Below are 18,194 nucleotides of genomic sequence, written 5' to 3' on the forward strand. Positions count from 1 at the left end.
TGGTATTTTTTAACAAAAGCACCCTTTAGTAAAACTAAGTTCTTCGATTTTTCCAATGCAGAATAAAAGCTATAACAATTAGTAAAATAATTAATATTGGTAGAACTTTTATAATTATATCCATCCAATGAAAAGGTGCTTTGTGGACATAGACTGCTTTTACCCATTGGTTATTTTCAACTTCGACAGCAATTGAAGTTTCAGTCAATTCTCCGTTTATTTCAAAATATCTTGTTCCTTTAGGATAAGCATTTGAAGCATCTCCGTAGTAACTTCCAGTCATATCATTTGGTTTTGTCTTTACTTCTCCTAAATGCCGAACAATATCACTTTCCGAAATCTTTTCCTTAGTGACCTCGTAAACATTCCCTTTCCAAACAACAAAAGAATACGACCAACTTAGTGCCTGTACTGACGTAGTCGAAAATATTAAAAGAAAAAACAAAATAATTACCTTTTTCATTAAAATATCCTCCAGCACTTTTATTTATTTTCCAAACTCCATCGTTATTTAAATACTTTGCCGTCCTGACAAAAACACCTTCTTGTGCAACTAACCTTCTGCGTTAGTTGAATAACTTCAACAATAAATGCGTTATCCTGTTGGATCAACGCACAGTTAATGATTATGCCAACCTTCATTAGTCAATAGGCTAAGTCAGTAAAATAAGTAAGCTAAATAATCCTCATACGTCTTCCGTAGTTTAGAAGACTCTCATATGGATCTCCTTCTAACCCTAAAACTTTACAAAAAGCAGGCTCTGTTTTAATTCCTTGTATTTTTAACTTTATTACTTCAGCTCTCATGTTGGGTATCTGCTTCAATAAGGAGTTTTCAATTATCATATGGAGATAAGCATACTGTTCTTTTATGGTCTGAGGTTGAGCAAATAATTCAAATTCAAAACCGCCAAAAATAAAATTTGCTTTAACTACTAAAACTTCTCTAATTACAAGTCTTTTTATATTGAAATTCTCTTTATCACCATACAATGTTTCCACCATTTTTTCATACGGCAGGAAGTCATTAACTTCCATAATAATATCTAAGTCGGAACCTACTATATCAATTCCTAGGGGAAACGTACCACAAAGTGTAGGTTTATACTCAGATAAGTTTTGCATTATTCCTAAATTACTAATAGCCTCAAAAGCATGAATTTGTTTTTCGTTCCCTAATTGTAAATAATCTATATTATCGAACATTCAAGCCCTCCAAAGGTTAAGGTAAATTTTAATTTTAATTTTTTTATCATAATATTATAAATTCCTTAATTAACTATCCCGCCCCGTTAGTTGCAGTAAGCTTAACCTCACAAATATGAATAAATATTAGTATTCATTCATTTTCCCCTTGATCAATGATTCATAAGGATTAATATACATACTGCAAAAACATACATCAATTAATTGCCAGAAACCGTTTTATCGATTTTTATTGTAAGGTTATTGTTATAGAAATATACTTTTATTTTTTGACAAAGATAAAAAGCATTCCTATTACAAAGAAATGCTCGATAAATTTTCACCACCTGTAACCTAACCTACCCATTAGTCAAAAAAAGAGCGTTAATCATTCGCAGATTAACGCTCCCAGTAGTTGTGTTGTTATCTTCTTTTATATTAATGAATATCGGATTTTTTGAACTTACCTCCACTGACTTCTGCAACTTCATATACCGTAACAAATGCATTGGCGTCAATTTCGTTAATAATTTCTTTCAATTTACTTTCTTCTAAACGATTAATTACACAAGTGATTTCTTTATATTGTTCATTTGAATAACTGCCATGAACAATATTATAAGTTGCTCCACGTCCTAAGCGTTCACGAATTGTCTCTACCATTATTTCGGGTTGAGTCGTAATGATTTTAAAGGTTTTTGAACCGCTTAAACCTTCTTCAACGATGTGAATAACTTTAGAAGCGATAAAGTAAGCGATTGCCGATAAAATAGCCCCTTGAAAACCGAAGACTATCGAGACAACAATAAAGACAAAAACGTTTAAAAATAAGATGAGATCGCTTGTTCCAAAAGGTAACTTTCTTGAAAGCAGTACAGCCAGCATATCAATTCCATCTAAGGCGCCGCCATTTCTTAATGCTAACCCCATTCCGAAACCAATAACAATACCACCGACAACGGTGACTAACAATGTATCTCCATGAATGATGGTTGGTACATGATGCATAAGCATTGTACCAACTGCTAATGATGCAATTCCAAGCACCGAGTATATAGCAAAACTTTTACCGATTTGTTTATATCCCAAAAATACGAACGGGATATTCAGAACAGCAATAAGAGCTCCTAAAGGCAACCCGAATAATTGTGAGCCTACAATACTAAGGCCTGTCACACCACCATCTGATACGTTATTTGGAATTAATACCGCTTCTAGTCCATATGAAGTAATAAAGCCTCCAATAATGACTAATAATCCCCGGGCAATGATTTTAAGCATATTGGTTTTTTGCTTTGCCTTTCCCATCAAATTCCCCCTGGCTTAAACTACACGCTAGATACCATAATTTATTTTCAAATAATTTTATCATACTAGTAGACTTTAGAGCCATAACTTCGCCTAAAAATGACCTGATTCCTCTTATCTCGCTGTCTTTCTATTCAATATAATTCACCTTATTTAGTAATGAAAGTGACTCTTCCATTTGAACTTCCATTTCTTCAATTATATCTTTAAGCATTACTTGAATACTCATAGTATAGATCACCTTCCATTTTTCTAGTGATATCATAAAGTTAATCAACATTTTATTATCTAATTTTGAAGTATAAATACAATAATTATTAGAAGGTTCCAAATGCCATGGAGAATAATTGGAATTAATAATCTATTTGTTCGATAATAAATATATGAATAAATGATTGCGTGCATAAATAACATTAGAAAACTGGAAGAAGACACAGGCAGATGAACAGTTGAGAAAATTAATGACGAGAAAATAGATCCAAATAGAATATTGAATCTCTTGGAAGATACTTTAAATAATATCCTTCTAAATATTAACTCTTCCAAAATTGGTGTTATTAAAACAGTATGAATAATAGCTAGGGGGAGAAATTTAAAAATAGTGTTTATATCGGAAAGGTTTTCGTTAGATGTGTAAAATACGACAGATGGTAATAATGCAATGACTATAGTTACAACTATATCTAATATCACTCCCATGATGATTACTAATAAAGATTTTTGAACAGTTGATTTTTTTGTCTCAAAGGCAGCTATTTTCAAGTCATTTCTTAATAGATGTAATACAGATATTAATATTGTAGAGATAAGAACTAAATCGAAAAGTATGACTAACACATCATCTGCATATTTGAAATTATTTTTAAATAACGTTCCTAAAAGTGTAAAACCAAAATAGATTAACAATGCATATAATTGGTTTTTTTTCATTTATTCCTCCCCTAAACCAGTTGTGCAATTAAGCTTTCACATTGGATTTATGCACCTTTTAATAACAAATCAGATTCCCAAGATCTGGACTATTTCAAAAAATTGCATGAACTATTTTTAGTTTTCATTAATAAACATTCAGAAACTATCGGCTGGTTTCGTTTAAGCGAAAACCTTCACAATGTTTATAATTCAGAAAAACTAAAAGTTGAATTTGATGTCATTACTAGGATTAACATCGGCAAACCAACGTAACACACCGTTGTGGTGATTAATAATCTGTTGGTCAGTTAATTCCTCCGAATCCCACGTACTATGTGTATCGGAAACTAAAGTTACCTTATATCCCATACTAAAAGCCCTTCTACAAGTAGTATCAACACAAGCTTCTGTTTGAATTCCTGTAATAATCAGATGTTCAATACCTTGTTTTTTCAATTCCTCATCTAAAGAGGTATTAAAAAATGAATCTGGGGTTGATTTATGAATGATTATATCTTCTTTTTGTGGGGTTATAGCAGAATGAATGTTCCATCCCATTGCACCATACTCCAATGGATGCCCTACTGATCCATTGTGCTGCACATAAAAAATCGGTGTATTAGTTAATCGTGCTTGGATTAATAAATCTTTTAATATCTGAAGCAATGTGTCTCCCATATAGACAACATTCCCTTCTTGGAACATCCCGTTTTGTACATCAATAACTAACAGTGCTTTCTTTGTCATAATTCTCTCCTTTCAGTTAAACTTACGTTCGTTTGTGATCTAATTAGAATTTAATATATTCCTCTTATTGAATTAACCTGACGCGCTAGTTCTATAAGTTCTATAGAAATAGCGTTAATTCCTTCCAATTCAATATCCGATAGTTGAATCAAAAATTCATCTTACTGTTTTTCATTTAAGTCGTTAATTAATTGAATAGCTTCCTCTACATTTGATACATCAAAAATTTCCACGTTTGCCTTTAGTTCGTTTTGAATTTCCGCTACTTCTACCGCATTTTCACTAGGAATAATCATAAATGGAATACCAGATTTTTCAGCGATTTGTATTTTTTCTTTCATGTACCCGACAGGTAAGACATCTCCCTTTTCATTAATTGCTCCAGTAACAGCAATTGGTATTTGATTTTTCAAATCGCCTCGCTTGTATAACCCAGACAGCACTAAGCTAAGCCCAGAACTATCTCCACCAATTTGTTTCCGACTAAAAAATTCATCGAGCCATTCATCTTCTTGTCCTAAATACTTTTTCACATTATCTTCTGTCTCTTCTATTGGCTCTTTTTGGAGATGAAGCCACAATAGTAGTTGACTATTTTTAACTCCATAGATCATACGATTATTAAGTTTAGTAATCGTTAATACATCACCATTCTGTGTTGCTAAAATTTCTTCGTTATCATGTTTGTTCCTTAAAGTCACCTTATTAACCGCTAACAAATAGATTCCTGAATCTTCTATCGCTTGTGTTGGTTCTACATACAAGTTGGCCAAGTGTGATGGTGTTGTGTATCCTAGAAGTAGAAACTCATAGCTAAATAGAAGGAATAAAATGATTATAGCAATTGAAGTTTTTCGTTTGCTCGCACGTCTTTTTCGAAATACGATCAATGTAAGCAGCAAAATTACTAAGCCGATAAACAATATACATAGAAACATCAATTCATTAATAACATCTTGAAGATAGAAAAATAGAAATACAAGATAGAAAAGAATTGTTAAAATGATAGTTACGACACTTGGTTTAATCATTAAGCCCCTACCCTTATATGTTTTTATTAAGCCATCTTCAATTAAACTGCTGCGTTAGTTCAATAAGTTCAACAAAAAAAGCGTTAATCCTTCTTGGGACCAAACGCTCCGTCTGTTAAAAGAGAACTATTTAAAAAATATTAGGAACAGGAAATATAATTTTTTGCATTTAAATTGTCCTGAAAACTCACCTATTATACTTCTAACTTCATGACTTCATTGCCATCGGACAAAGAGAATTTATTGTACTTATTTGCGACTAATAAAATCTCCTTTTTCATTTGATGGTTCAATTTCATCATTCGAAATTTGCATAGCCACATTAAGTCTATATCCACCCTACCGATGAACAGTATTTCCCTCTACGGGTTCCACTAAAAATGGCGCATACATTGTAATTGCATGGTTTTCCGTAATGAACTCATCGTCAATGCATTCTTGATTCATATTATATACTTCCCGGTAAATGGTATTGTGCCGGACATATCCTCCCCATTGTTCAAGAGTAAATGAATGGTCTTTTTCATAAACTTTGTACGTCTTCGTTGCGGTTTTACTTGATCGCCATTCTCCAACCAATGATAAATCGGTTACATACACCACCAATTGATATGGTTCATTTGTTTCATTTTTGATTTGAAGATCCAAATAGTTATAGGCACAGGTAGCACCGCTTCCAAATGGTTGACTGCGTTTAGAATCTGGAAAGACGTCATAGCTATGACGGTATCTTTCAGTTACTGTAAGGGGGGTATGTAATGTCATCCAGTAAATCAGATTTGATAGTTGGCATAATCCCCCGCCCAGACCCGATTGAACTTTCCCATAATGTAAAATCATCCCGTCAACATACCCTTTTCGCTTCGACGTACTCCCGATTAGACGCCAATATGAAAATGTTTCTCCTGGTTGAATGATGATGCTGTTCAAACTCTTTGCAGCAAGCTTTAAATTTATGATTTTATTATATTGCATCTGCATGTCTATATCTTTTAACTGGCGCAACAGAGGGGTCTTATGTTTAAAGATGACATTTGGCAAAGGAATATTATTACTTTTTCTTCTGGCATATTTTTTCTCATCAAATGCCCATTGAGCATACCGTTTTATTCGATAGAATTTTTTCCCTAAGTAAATGCGGAAATCGCTTCTTCTAATTGGTTGCAGTGATTTCATAACGGTCTCCTTTTCAGAGAATGATAGATTTTATCCCTATGTAATTCTAATAAATCTCATATTTAACCTTTAATACAACCAAAAAACCGATAGGAAACAGATTCCGTTTCCTATCGAAAAACTGTTGCTTGTTGCCCGTTACAATATTGGTACTTTTCTTTTTCTGATTCAATTTTGCCTTTCCAGTACAAAGAATCGATCCGCAAATCGACTATTGAGAGTCATGAATAATTGATTTTATTTAGCTATTGCACTCGTTAGCTTAACAAGGGGTCACTCTTTTTCCTGTTGTTTCACCCATTCTTTGTACTCAGGTAAAGTGTATTCGTCAGTTTTTACGACTGTCCAATGATTGTCTTTCTGTTCTAGGAACACCTTTATTAAGTGCTCCCCTCCAGAATCTCCGAAATCATTTCTCAAATAAGCAATCCCGCTATGAATAAGAACGATTACCTCATTATCATTAATTGTTTTCACTTTAATTCTTCCATTACTTTCGATGTTGAAATTGGCATCTATCAATTCGAAACTTTCATTTAAAGATTCAACCTCGTATTTCTCTACGTTGATACCTTGTTTGAGGTCAATATTATCTTTTAGAGCTTGATACTGATCCCACAGAATATTAATATCGTTGTTTACCACTGCTTGTGTTCTATAATACATATACTCTGTTATAGGTTTAATATATTTCACCCAATCAGATGGTTCTGGCTCTACAAAACCTTTCATACCTTCTTGTACACTATTGTTTTCTGTTTGGGTTTTATTTTGCTGACATCCTAATAAGGATAGTAAGATAACAATCATTAAACTTCCTATAAGAAAATTCTTCATAATGCCCTCCTTTTATTAGTAGACGGCATTAATTTACAGAAGTTTCAAATAAATCTCACTACGATTCTTTCTAACACCTATTTATATGTATAGTAATCCTGTGCATGCACTACTTTAAAACCTATGGATTCATATAAACTTAAGGCATGGGCATTTTTCGTTTCCACTTCCAGGTGGACGGTATGCCCCGCTTCACTTTGTTGTTTGACGATATGGCGCAATACTTTGCGACCAATTCCTTTTCCTTGGTGTTCGGGAAGAATCGAAAACCCGTAGATCCACGCTTGGCCGTCTTCTCTTTTCACGCGAATTTTCCCGATGGTTTCATCATTGAGGTCGATCATAAACATATCGGTGTCTTCATCTCCGTCGATCCGTCTTTCCATTGCCGTGGCATCTTCCAACGGAACGTCAAATGCTTCCACATCAAGACGGATTCTCATGCCTAAATCCGCAATTGTAGCCTGGCGTAAAACAAAACCTGTTGCAGCATCAAGAGATTGTGGCTGCCACTGCATTTGATGTTCTGAAAGTTTATAGCTCGCTCCTTGTTTCTTCAAGAATTCCTTAGCTGAGTCTGAGCTAGCTGGGGCGTTCAACAGGATTTTCTTGTAACCCACTTGTTTTGCTACAGCCATCGCATCCACGAATAACTTTGTGAAGTGGCCTTTTCGGCGTTCTCTTGGTTTTACCATCCCCGTGACTTCAACCGTTGAACCAAATGCATACAAACCTAAAAAGGCTATCAACTCATCGTTTTCATAGTACAAGAAATCAAGTTGATCAGATTCTCGGTTACGAAGCATTTCCCAGTTCAATTTAAGTTGCAGTCCATCATGTGTTTCTACTTCTTTTCGAAGTTGTTCAATATCGTGCAGTTGTCTTGTTGTTAACATATAATTCTCCTCAATAAACATAAATTTCTAAATATTCCCCATAAAATAAGCTTCCCATATTTTCACATGAGAAGCTAGTAGTTATTTTGTTTTTGTGTAGCTCGCAATTACCGTCGCAATTTGATCTTCTATTGGCGTGACAGTTTCTAAATCATTGTTAATGAGAATGGAGAATACCAATAGCTCACCATCTTTAGTCGTGGCATAGCCGGATAAGGAAGATACGGAAGTCAACGAGCCGGTTTTCGCTCTGACATTTCCGACTGTAGGTTCCGTCTTCATGCGATTACGAAGAGAACCACCCACAAATCGATCTTTTATTCCCGCTATTGGTAAAGAGTTCAAGAAGGCGTTATACCATGGCTTTGCTTGTACGGCATATAATAACTCGGTTAGTTCATTTGCAGGAATTAAGCTAATTTGGGATAGTCCTGAACCATCTCGAATCATGATGGTTTCCTTGTTCATTCCAAGTTTAACCGCGGTTTCTTCAATGACTCGAATTCCATTTTCCCAGCTTCCTTCTCCATAAACCACTTTGCCCATTTCTTTCGTCAGGATTTCGGCGTGTGCATTGTTGCTCAGTTTCATAAACGGGATGAATAAATCTCTAAGTGGCATTGATTCTTTCGATGTTAAGATAACTGCATTGGATGGGGTTTTCCCTAATACGACCTTTGACTGTCCAGTAAATTTGATTCCGTTTTCATCTAGCGATTTCTTAAATAAGTGCAAGGCATAATTGGACGGTTCCCAAACCGCAATCCATTCCCGTGTCACGGGTCCACCTTTAGGAACTGTTCCGGTAATGAGGATCGTATTCGTTCCGTGTTGACGCTCTATCAGAAGATCTTTTTCCGCCCCTGCTTTCCCGGTAATTGAACGATTAATTACTTTTACAACACCTATTTCTGGCGTCACCTTGAACGTTGCGGGTTCTCCCACTTTTTTATTTGGATGGGCTTCTACGATTACGGTTCCTGCATCGTAGTCATCATTTGGCGATGCTGTTAATGCTGAAACTTGGGCTGCATAATAATAGGATTCATCTGATAGGGTAATGTCTGGCGACAAGCGATCATTGTCGTACCACGTATCATCTCCAATTAAATTTCCTTTCACCGTTTTTATCCCTTGTGTTATCAAGTTTTTGGCAAGTAGATCGAAATCTTTCTCCAGTAAAGTCGGATCACCTTTCCCTTTTAAATAGATATTCCCCTGAAGAACACCTGCTGCTACTTTTCCATCCGCTAATACTTCTGTTGAGAAACGGTAATCTTCACCGAGCGTTTCTAGCGCAGCTGCGCCCGTCAGTAATTTCATGTTCGATGCCGGATGGAGTCTGGTATCACCCGAATGATTGTAAATGAGTTCTCCAGTCGTCGCATGCCTCACACTCACGCCAACCGTGGCACCTTTCACTCGTTCATCCTGCAATATTTTATTAATTTCATGTCCAAGTTGAGCGTAATCGACATCCGCTGCAACTGATTGTTCTTCTTTAACATTTATGAAAGGTAAAAATGCCAATATGACAATTACAAAAGTAATCACTAATTTATGTTTCAAGTTCAGAGCATATTCCCCCTTGGAAGATTCATTCCCGTTTGGCAATAGTACATATTTTATCTTGTGAGGAAAAAGCCTTCTTTACTCATTCCTTTTCGATTGTCTATTTATATATGTACAAGTTGGGCAAATTATTCGGTCAGGGGAATCACTTCTTATCATCGAATATATAAAAAAACTCACTTTTTGAAAGTGAGTTTGGGGCGGGTGGTTAAGTAAACGCCACATAGGATGACTACTAAACCGATCATCATATGTATGGTAATAGGTTCTTTCAATAAGAAGTAACCCCAAAAAATAGCGGAAATTGGGATTAAATAAGTTACGGAAGTTGCAAATTCCGGACTTCTTTCTTTCATCAAATAAAAGAATAATAAGTGGGCAATTCCAGAACCAAAGCACCCTAGACCAATGATAGCAAATAACACTTCCCCGCTCATGTTTCCTGCGAGTGTTTGTAATTGATTCGCATTGGTAAGTAGCATCATGACTCCACCGACAATGGCTCCGACAATCAATGTACACGTTGTAACAAAAATGATGCCAGCGTCTTTTAGGTGTTTGCGGGCGTAATGGGAAGAAAAGCCATAACACATCGTAGCTAATATCATTGTACCAATCCCCACAAAACTTTCACCAAACAACAACGAAATATCAAACTTCATGATAATTAAAATACCGACAAACCCTATCGCGATTCCAATCCATTGTTGCTTAAGCAATATGGAGCCAAAAAATAACAAGCCAAGGATTCCTGTAAATATTGGTGTAAACGCATTGAGTACAGCAGCCAAACTGCTGTTTATTTGTGTTTGACTCAGTGCGATTAGCCCCCATGGTAATCCTGCATTCGCTACACCAACTACCATTAACGCTTTCCAAGGAACGGGCTTCATTATATCCTTGCGTTTAAACCAAAGGATTGGCAATAACAAAATTGCACCCGCTATGCACCGGATAAAAACGGTGCCCCATACACCCGCGGGTTCGCTAAGAATGGAGATAAATACAAAAGATAGACCCCAAATAAGACTGAGGGCAACAAGTGCTACATATACACGCATAATAAGTACGTCCTTTACTGAACCTTCGTTCGATATTGTATCGGAAATGCCCGATCGTTGATAAGTGAATTTATTCTTGGGATATCGGTTGAAAGATGAACTATATCTTCTTTCTAATCAAATCCTTCAGAAAAACCACCGTGTTATTAAGAGACATAAAGATTCCTAAAATGATTCGCTTAATTCTTTCATATTCCCTCCAATTTATTTGGATTCAATGAATCTCGTTTAATGAAAGTTTAGCATAATCAAAAGAAAAGCGAGAGTTGCAACATTATAGCTTGAAGTTGCGACGATATGGCCGGAAGTTGCGACAACACAAAGAAATTGCACAGGAGCATTTCCTGTGCAATTTCTTTGTGTTGAATCGTCAATTCATCCATGATGCCAACTATTTTAAAGCCAAAAAAACAATCCTACAATGACCAGTACCGGAATTAAAGCGATATATATCAATCCTAGGTTATTCATACTTTTTTTACTGCTATAAACAGCGTCTCTTTCTTTTGTAACGAACAGTGTACCTACTAGAGCACTCCCCATAATGATGGCAACGATAATTAATATAATGAGATTGTTCATATTTACTCCTCCTTGATGTCAAAGTAATTTATAGTAAACGTTCGTTTAGAATCTATGCTGGTATTCATTATTGAAGTAATTACTTTTAATACCCAAAAATTGAATTTCTATCACATTATTATCATAAAGGATTTATTGAATTTATGACCATCCATTTCATTATTAATTACACCATCCACTTGCAAAAATAAATTTATTCTTGAGCCGCCTGAACGGCATCTGCAAATCGTTTTATTCCTTCATGTATATTTTCTTCATTCTCCCTCGCATATGTAAAACGGACATATCCCTTTTCTGAACCCATTGTTGTTCCGGGGACATATATAATCCCTCTTTTTATGGATTCTTCTAGTAATTTCATTTCATTAATTTCTTTTCTCAACTTGCACCATATATGAATGCCGCCCTCGGGAACATAAAAATCAACTTGATCCCCTAGAAAGTATTTAAGGCTTTTAGTTATTTGATCTCTACGTTTTTTCAACTGCACGATTAACCTATTGATATGTGCAGGAAATTCTTCTGAATCCAGGAAATCATTTGCAATCCATTGCGTGAAGCTCGAATGTCCAAAATCAATCTGCTGCTTCGCATCGGTCAATCGTTCAATCACCGCATTTGGACCTATGATCCACCCAATCCTTAAGCCGGATGCCACGATTTTTGATAATGAACTAATATAGAGGACATTCCCATGAGGGTCCAGCGACTTTAATGTGTTGACTTCATCGCCCCTAAAGGAAGTTAAACTGTATGGATCATCTTCCACAATGGGAATTCCATACTCTGATGAGATGTCCAAAATAGCTTTTCTCCTACTCTCGGACAGAGATGTTCCAGTGGGATTTTGGAAAGAAGGATTTAGGAAAATCATTCTGATTTTGTGCTTTTTATATAAGGAAACTAGGTCATCCGGGTTAATCCCGTTCTTGTCCACGGGCAAATGATAGGTCCTAATGCCTGAAGATTTGAATATAGGGAGACTGTAAGAATACGATGGATTTTCTATAGCTACTGCATCGCCTGGCTTTAACAGGCATTGGACGACTAAATGCAAAGCTTGCTGTGCACCTGAGGTAATAAGGATTGAGGAAGCATCAGTTCCCTCTATTTTCCTATCATGAATTACATGTTTTGCAATGGTATTTCTTAATATCACATTTCCCTGAGGGTGATCATAGCCCAAGCTCCCGACAAACGATCTGTTTGTTCCAATGCCTCTTAGTGAGTCCCTTGGAAAGAGATCTTCTGACAATTCTCCACTAGCTAAATTGATCAATTTTTGCTCAGCCACTTCTTTTCGGATTTTTTGCGTTATGGGTAAATTGGGCAATATAGAACCAGCCTCAATATATCGATTCCAACTCGGAATCCGTTTCTTCGTAATCCCCCATATATCTTTATTAATGGTTGTTCCGCTACCCCTTTTTCTTTGGATAAGCCCATTAGATTCTAGTTCGTCGTATGCTGACACAACTGTACTGCGGTTAAGGTTATATTCCTTGGCAAGGAGCCTTTCAGACGGAAGTGGTTTATCATGCGGAAAAGTACCATCCGCAATTCCAGCTTCGATAAATTCGGCAAGCTGTTTATAGATCGCTTTCTTGGCATTTCTATCCGGCATCCAGTTCATTTTCCACATTCCCCTTTGTACATTAATCAATGAAGTTGATTGTGTGTTTTCTGTCACGTTCTCATTATAATTTTCTTTACTTGTCTCTATTATGGCACCAAAAACACCTGGAGATAATATTTACTTGCAAATATTAATGAGGATGATATCAATCTAAGTGTTACAGGAAAGTACTTAGGTAGCATCGGAAACGAAGCAGTAAATGAGGGAACAAAGGAGTATTTTGAATTCCTATCATTTCTAAATAGGCAGAAACACTTCGTTTAGTTGAAAAAGAAAAGGAACTATTTTATAACAGTTCCTTGTTCTTTAACTAAAGCACACGTGAGTTCAACAATATATAGTTTTAGCTATTACTTTATAAGCCATTTTTCTTTGAAAGTTGGACTTAATTCACTCCACACATCAAATTTATTTCCATCTAAATCATAAAAAACAAAATTCCTTCCAGCATGTCCTCTGTCTTCAACTTCTCCAACTCTTATCTCTTTTTCTGTAAAATCTCTATGTATAGCTTTTAAGGCATTTAAGCCATTAACTTCAAATGTTAAAGAAAAACGCTCAACACCGTTACTATCAGTAAAATTGGAGCTTTGAATTTCATTAGATTTAACAAGAAATATGCTTTGGTTTGCAAAATCAAGAATTGCTTTATCTTCGTCTTTGTAGCTTAACTCTGCATCTAATTTGTTTACGTACCATTCAGAAGATCGTTCTACATTAGTCACCGGTATATAAATAGTTCCTACCCTTAATAATTTATCGCCCATTCTATCGACCCCTTCCCATATTTCATGGTATATACTTTCTCCTTTTATGTCTCTTTATCCTTCCTCCATTTTTCTTGTATTTTTATTGAACGATACTGCCGCGTTAGTTGAGCATGAGTCGCCCTATTCATATTGAAGTAAAGCCACCGAGTTGAAGAACACATAAAACTTTTTAATAAAAATGAACCAGAAATTATTTATGGTTTATATCATGTAGTAAAATTGCGTCAAAAAAACACCCTCTTACCAAGAGGGTGTATGTTTCTTGCATTCAATTGGTGTATGTTATGGCAAAGAAGCATTAAGAAAGACAAACATAGAAATCATGTCCAATACATTGAAAGAAATGAGAATCTGTGGTAAATTTATATAGATATATGCCAATTTATAATAATGAGCATTATATCCCTATTTTAAATTATACACCATGTTTTTTCGTTTGTCAAATCCATTATTTTAAGGAGTCGTTGCTATGGATTCGGAATTTCAGCAGGAGCAAAAACGAGTGGACAGTGTAATCGAGACAATAACGGAGCGAATCAGCAGATTAGAGGAAGAAACTTCTCGGCGAAGGACCGAACTGGTTACTATACGCAAACACTTTTGGGATGAAGTCAAGGTGAGTGTTGATACTTTCGACGATTATCTTGAGACCATCATCGGCTTGAGACAAGAAGCCCAAGCTCTATCAGTAAACCAAAGCACAGTTAGACATGCATCCAAGAACTTGTCCAACCTGCGACGTTTGCAGGAGGTTCCCTACTTCGGCCGAATCGATTTCATTGAAGATGGAGATTCTACCCAGGAACAAATCTATATTGGAACATCCACACTTACGGATGCAAGTGGCGAAGAATTTCTTATCTATGACTGGAGGGCGCCTGTCTCAAGTGTCTACTATGAGTACCAGACTGGACCGGCCAAGTATGCAACACCTGGGGGCGAAATCAAAGGTATATTGGAGAAAAAGGGGCAATATCTTATCCGTGGCGGCGTTGTCCAATCCATGTTCGATACGAGTCTCACCATTGGTGATGAGATTTTACAACAGGTTCTGGGCAAAGGAACAGACAAACATATGCACAATATAGTAGCTACCATTCAACAGGAACAAAACCGAATCATCCGCCATGATCGTGGGAGACTTCTCATTGTACACGGCGCAGCTGGCAGTGGTAAGACATCGGCCGCCATGCAGCGGATTGCTTTTTTGCTCTACAAATATCGAGATAGTCTGAATGCTGATCAAATTATTCTATTTTCACCTAATGCGATGTTTAACAGTTATGTGTCCAATGTGCTGCCAGAACTTGGAGAAGAGAATATGCAGCAGGTCACATTCCAGGAATACTTGGATCATCGGCTGAGTAAAGAGTTTCAAGTTGAAAATCCCTACGAGCAATTGGAATATGTATTAACTGCTACGAATACCCCTCCCTACAGGTCAAGGGTTGCAAGCATTCGATTCAAAGCATCACCCCTTTTTTTCGAAGCGATTGAATCATATAGGAAGTCGTTAGAGTTATCTGGAATGTTATTCAAGGACATGATTTTCAGAGGACAGCCGATTGTCACCGCTCAACAAATTGCAGAAAGATTTTATAGTAACGACACTTCACTCCGCTTCCATAATAGACTTGAAAAGTTGAAGGATTGGCTAATCAAGAAAATAAATGAAACCCAAAAGGCTGAACTGGATAAACCGTGGGTACTGGAGAAAATCGAGCTGCTTAGCAACGAGGACTATCATAAGGCCCATACCTACTTAGCGAAAAAACGCGGCTTTGAAAGAGAATCAATTGCCGATTATGAGATAGAGCCAGAAGCACTTGCCAGATTGATTGTTCAACAGAAATTGAAGCCGTTACGTAAACGGGTCCAAACATTTGGTTTCATCGACATTAAGGGGATATATAAGCAACTTTTTACTAATTCCCTGCAGATCAAACAGTGGATAGATGGGGAAACACCCACGGAGTGGGCGGAGATTTGTCAAGCGACGCTGGAAATGCTAAATGAAGGTAAACTATCTTACGAAGATGCTACTCCGTTCTTACTTATGAAAGAGCTGATTCAAGGCTTCCAGACGAACGGCTCGATAAAGCACGTACTTGTTGACGAGGCGCAGGATTATTCACCGTTTCAATTCGAGTTTCTAAAACGTTTGTTTCCATCTGCAAGGATGACTGTGCTAGGTGACTTTAATCAGGCGATATTCGCACATGCCAGCGAAATGCTTGATTTTCACACACTGACCGATTTATATGGACAGGATGAAACGGAAGTGATCAACATGACACGCAGCTACCGATCCACAAAACCGATTATCGAATTCACACGCAGACTAATACCTAACGGCGAACGGATTATCCCTTTCGAAAGGGACGGCAAGATGCCTGTTCTGAAACAAATGGTCGATCATGCAGAACTCCACCGCTTCATTACATCCAAAGTCTCAGATTTGCGAATCCTTGGCTATAATAGTATTGCCATAATATGCAAATCTGCTGAGGAAAGTAGAAGTGCATTTGAAGCCCTGTCTAACATCGATGAAATTAAGCTCGTGAAGAACGGCTCAATTGAATATGAAGAAGGTGTTATTGTCATCCCTTCGTATTTATCCAAAGGCATCGAATTCGACGCCGTCATAATTTATGACGCATCCGAGCATGTATACGGCGATGAGAGTCTACGTAGAGTTTTTTACACCGCCTGCACCAGGGCTATGCATTTTTTACAGCTTTACAGTGTAGGTAAACCGAGCCCATTCTTGCGAAACGTTTTGCAGGGAGGCTTCATCCAAGCGTGACGTAGTAGAAATATTAACGATAAAGACTTGATGCGTTACTCCTTCTTTCCATAAATTTGCTAGAAATTAAAAAACGCCCAAAACCCTTATTTATCTGGGTTTCGAGCTATTCATTAATGGTGCCTTATTTGTGTTAAAACAATACATGCGGAGCGTACCTGCAAATAACGAAAGCAAACGTCTTTTATCAGACGTTTGCTTTTTCTTTTTTCCTCTTCATACAGATTCATCTTCGGCTTTTCTCCCAGTTCACGTACGTGCGAATGAGATAAAGATTACATTCGAATCCCATGTACCTTTTTTGCAAGGAGCCATGGGTTTATTGTTTAATTCATAGTTACATGGGTCAGAACGGGTATTGATCATTATGGTTGGTGAAGAAGGTCGATGAACTATGGTGCCAAAAAGCCAATTCGTTAGTCTGACTCCAATGACCGCGGTGCATCACAGACCGTCGCACCCAATATGGGTAGCATTCCTTTATTTACTGATGAACGGAGGTACTTCTCAATAACTACCAACTGAATCTAATCTCTTTTAAGGCTCAGCCTTTTTTGAAATAAGTTCTTCTGGGTCTTTTTTGTTATGGGCAATTATGAAATTTGAGTGTTTTTTAATTTTCACGGGAGTTTAAAAGAACGGCATAAACAAGCCAAGAACTTTCACTTATGTTTCCCTAGATGAGTATCTTATTGTTGATGCCATTTTAATTAAACGGAGGGAACAACATGGGATACTTTGTTACAGTGGAACCTGGTGTGAAAATATATGTAGAGGATGTAAACCCGGAGGGAAATAAAACAATTCTATTTATACATGGTTGGCCATTAAACCATAAGCAGTTTGAATATCAGTTTAATGTTCTTCCAGCAATGGGATATCGATGTATAGGCATTGATTGGAGGGGTTACGGTAATTCGGATAAACCATTCAATGGCTATAATTTTGACAGGTTGGCAGATGATATCCATGCTGTGATTGAGGCATTGCAGTTAAAAGATATCACACTAGCAGGACACTCCACAGGCGGGGCAATCTCGATTCGATATATGGCGCGATATCAAGGTTATGAAGTAACCAAACTTGTCCTTATAGACGCTCAATCTCCTTATAGCGTTCAAGAAGAAGTTGCAAATAACTTCATTACAGGAACACTAAATGATCGCCCCAAAATGTTGCAGGGATTAACGGATCTCTTCTTCTTCCAGTATCTCACTGCCCCCTTATCGGATTGGTTTTTTCAACTAGGATTACAAGCAGCCGGTTGGTCGACTGCTGCAGTCATGATGTCACTAAGAGACGAGAACGTCTACTATGATCTTGACAAAATACTAGTACCTACACTGATTATTCACGGAATACATGATAAAATTGTTCCGTTTGATAAAGCACAGGAAACAAATAAGCTAATAAAAAATTCACTGCTTGTTCCATTTCAATACAGCGGTCATGGTCCTTTCTGGGAAGAACGTGACAAGTTTAACCAGCTTTTAATACAATTTATTGGCTGATAGTGCACTTCAACTAACGGATAACGATATTTTTTTACCGCTCTTCTTATGGGCGGTTTTCCTTTGGTAAAAAATCAACAATAAACGAGAACTGAGCCAATTATTTAATCTTTCAAATTCTCTCTTCCTCTTTATACAAATTGGTAAACCTTTGAAGTTATCTC

General features: G+C 36.8%; 16 protein-coding genes. 2 read left to right on the top strand and 14 right to left on the bottom strand.

Annotated features, from left to right (window positions below):
- Positions 1 to 34: 34 nt before the first annotated feature.
- From GY23_RS07475 to GY23_RS07540, 14 genes are all read right to left on the bottom strand, one after another.
- Positions 35 to 463 (bottom strand): hypothetical protein, encoded by a 429-nt coding sequence (locus GY23_RS07475; RefSeq protein ID WP_075618596.1) that lies wholly within the window; start codon positions 461 to 463, stop codon positions 35 to 37.
- Positions 464 to 675: 212 nt separating this feature from the next.
- Positions 676 to 1,206: a DUF4269 domain-containing protein gene (locus GY23_RS07480; protein WP_075618597.1), complete on the bottom strand. Its 531-nt coding sequence runs from the start codon at positions 1,204 to 1,206 to the stop codon at positions 676 to 678.
- Positions 1,207 to 1,623: 417 nt separating this feature from the next.
- Positions 1,624 to 2,493, bottom strand: a complete 870-nt coding sequence (locus tag GY23_RS07485; protein WP_075618598.1) for a YitT family protein — start codon at positions 2,491 to 2,493, stop codon at positions 1,624 to 1,626.
- A gap of 288 nt (positions 2,494 to 2,781) precedes the next feature.
- A complete protein-coding gene (locus tag GY23_RS07490; RefSeq protein ID WP_075618599.1) occupies positions 2,782 to 3,423 on the bottom strand; it encodes a CPBP family intramembrane glutamic endopeptidase in 642 nt (213 codons plus the stop codon).
- Positions 3,424 to 3,624: 201 nt separating this feature from the next.
- Positions 3,625 to 4,152: a cysteine hydrolase family protein gene (locus tag GY23_RS07495; protein WP_075618600.1), complete on the bottom strand. Its 528-nt coding sequence runs from the start codon at positions 4,150 to 4,152 to the stop codon at positions 3,625 to 3,627.
- Positions 4,153 to 4,313: 161 nt separating this feature from the next.
- Positions 4,314 to 5,183: a S16 family serine protease gene (locus GY23_RS07500; protein WP_075618601.1), complete on the bottom strand. Its 870-nt coding sequence runs from the start codon at positions 5,181 to 5,183 to the stop codon at positions 4,314 to 4,316.
- 339 nt (positions 5,184 to 5,522) lie between these two features.
- Entirely contained in the window at positions 5,523 to 6,359 is an 837-nt protein-coding gene (locus GY23_RS07505; RefSeq protein ID WP_075618602.1) for a VanW family protein, read from the bottom strand.
- A gap of 273 nt (positions 6,360 to 6,632) precedes the next feature.
- The gene (locus GY23_RS07510; RefSeq protein WP_075618603.1) at positions 6,633 to 7,196 is read right to left on the bottom strand and encodes a hypothetical protein; all 564 of its coding nucleotides are present in this window, start codon (positions 7,194 to 7,196) and stop codon (positions 6,633 to 6,635) included.
- Between the two features lie 77 nt (positions 7,197 to 7,273).
- Positions 7,274 to 8,092, bottom strand: coding sequence for a GNAT family N-acetyltransferase (locus tag GY23_RS07515; protein WP_075618604.1), 819 nt, complete (start codon positions 8,090 to 8,092; stop codon positions 7,274 to 7,276).
- 81 nt (positions 8,093 to 8,173) lie between these two features.
- The gene (dacB, locus tag GY23_RS07520; RefSeq protein WP_342742395.1) at positions 8,174 to 9,661 is read right to left on the bottom strand and encodes a D-alanyl-D-alanine carboxypeptidase/D-alanyl-D-alanine endopeptidase; all 1,488 of its coding nucleotides are present in this window, start codon (positions 9,659 to 9,661) and stop codon (positions 8,174 to 8,176) included.
- 179 nt (positions 9,662 to 9,840) lie between these two features.
- Positions 9,841 to 10,725, bottom strand: a complete 885-nt coding sequence (locus GY23_RS07525; RefSeq protein WP_075618605.1) for a DMT family transporter — start codon at positions 10,723 to 10,725, stop codon at positions 9,841 to 9,843.
- A gap of 396 nt (positions 10,726 to 11,121) precedes the next feature.
- Positions 11,122 to 11,307: a hypothetical protein gene (locus GY23_RS07530; RefSeq protein ID WP_075618606.1), complete on the bottom strand. Its 186-nt coding sequence runs from the start codon at positions 11,305 to 11,307 to the stop codon at positions 11,122 to 11,124.
- A 193-nt stretch (positions 11,308 to 11,500) separates the two neighbouring features.
- On the bottom strand, positions 11,501 to 12,940 hold the full coding sequence (gene pdxR, locus GY23_RS07535; RefSeq protein ID WP_075618607.1) for a MocR-like pyridoxine biosynthesis transcription factor PdxR: 1,440 nt from the start codon (positions 12,938 to 12,940) through the stop codon (positions 11,501 to 11,503).
- 353 nt (positions 12,941 to 13,293) lie between these two features.
- Positions 13,294 to 13,710, bottom strand: a complete 417-nt coding sequence (locus tag GY23_RS07540) for a VOC family protein (protein WP_075618608.1) — start codon at positions 13,708 to 13,710, stop codon at positions 13,294 to 13,296.
- Between the two features lie 472 nt (positions 13,711 to 14,182).
- Here GY23_RS07540 and helD point away from each other — a divergent pair, with 472 nt between their 5' ends.
- Together helD and GY23_RS07550 are read left to right on the top strand one after the other, a co-directional pair.
- The gene (gene helD, locus GY23_RS07545) at positions 14,183 to 16,519 is read left to right on the top strand and encodes an RNA polymerase recycling motor HelD (protein ID WP_075618609.1); all 2,337 of its coding nucleotides are present in this window, start codon (positions 14,183 to 14,185) and stop codon (positions 16,517 to 16,519) included.
- A gap of 728 nt (positions 16,520 to 17,247) precedes the next feature.
- Positions 17,248 to 18,030 carry an alpha/beta fold hydrolase gene (locus tag GY23_RS07550; RefSeq protein WP_075618610.1) on the top strand — a complete coding sequence of 261 codons (783 nt, stop codon included), beginning with the start codon at positions 17,248 to 17,250 and terminating at the stop codon, positions 18,028 to 18,030.
- Positions 18,031 to 18,194: the final 164 nt, after the last annotated feature.

The organism is Paenisporosarcina indica (assembly GCF_001939075.1).
Lineage (GTDB): Bacteria > Bacillota > Bacilli > Bacillales_A > Planococcaceae > Paenisporosarcina > Paenisporosarcina indica.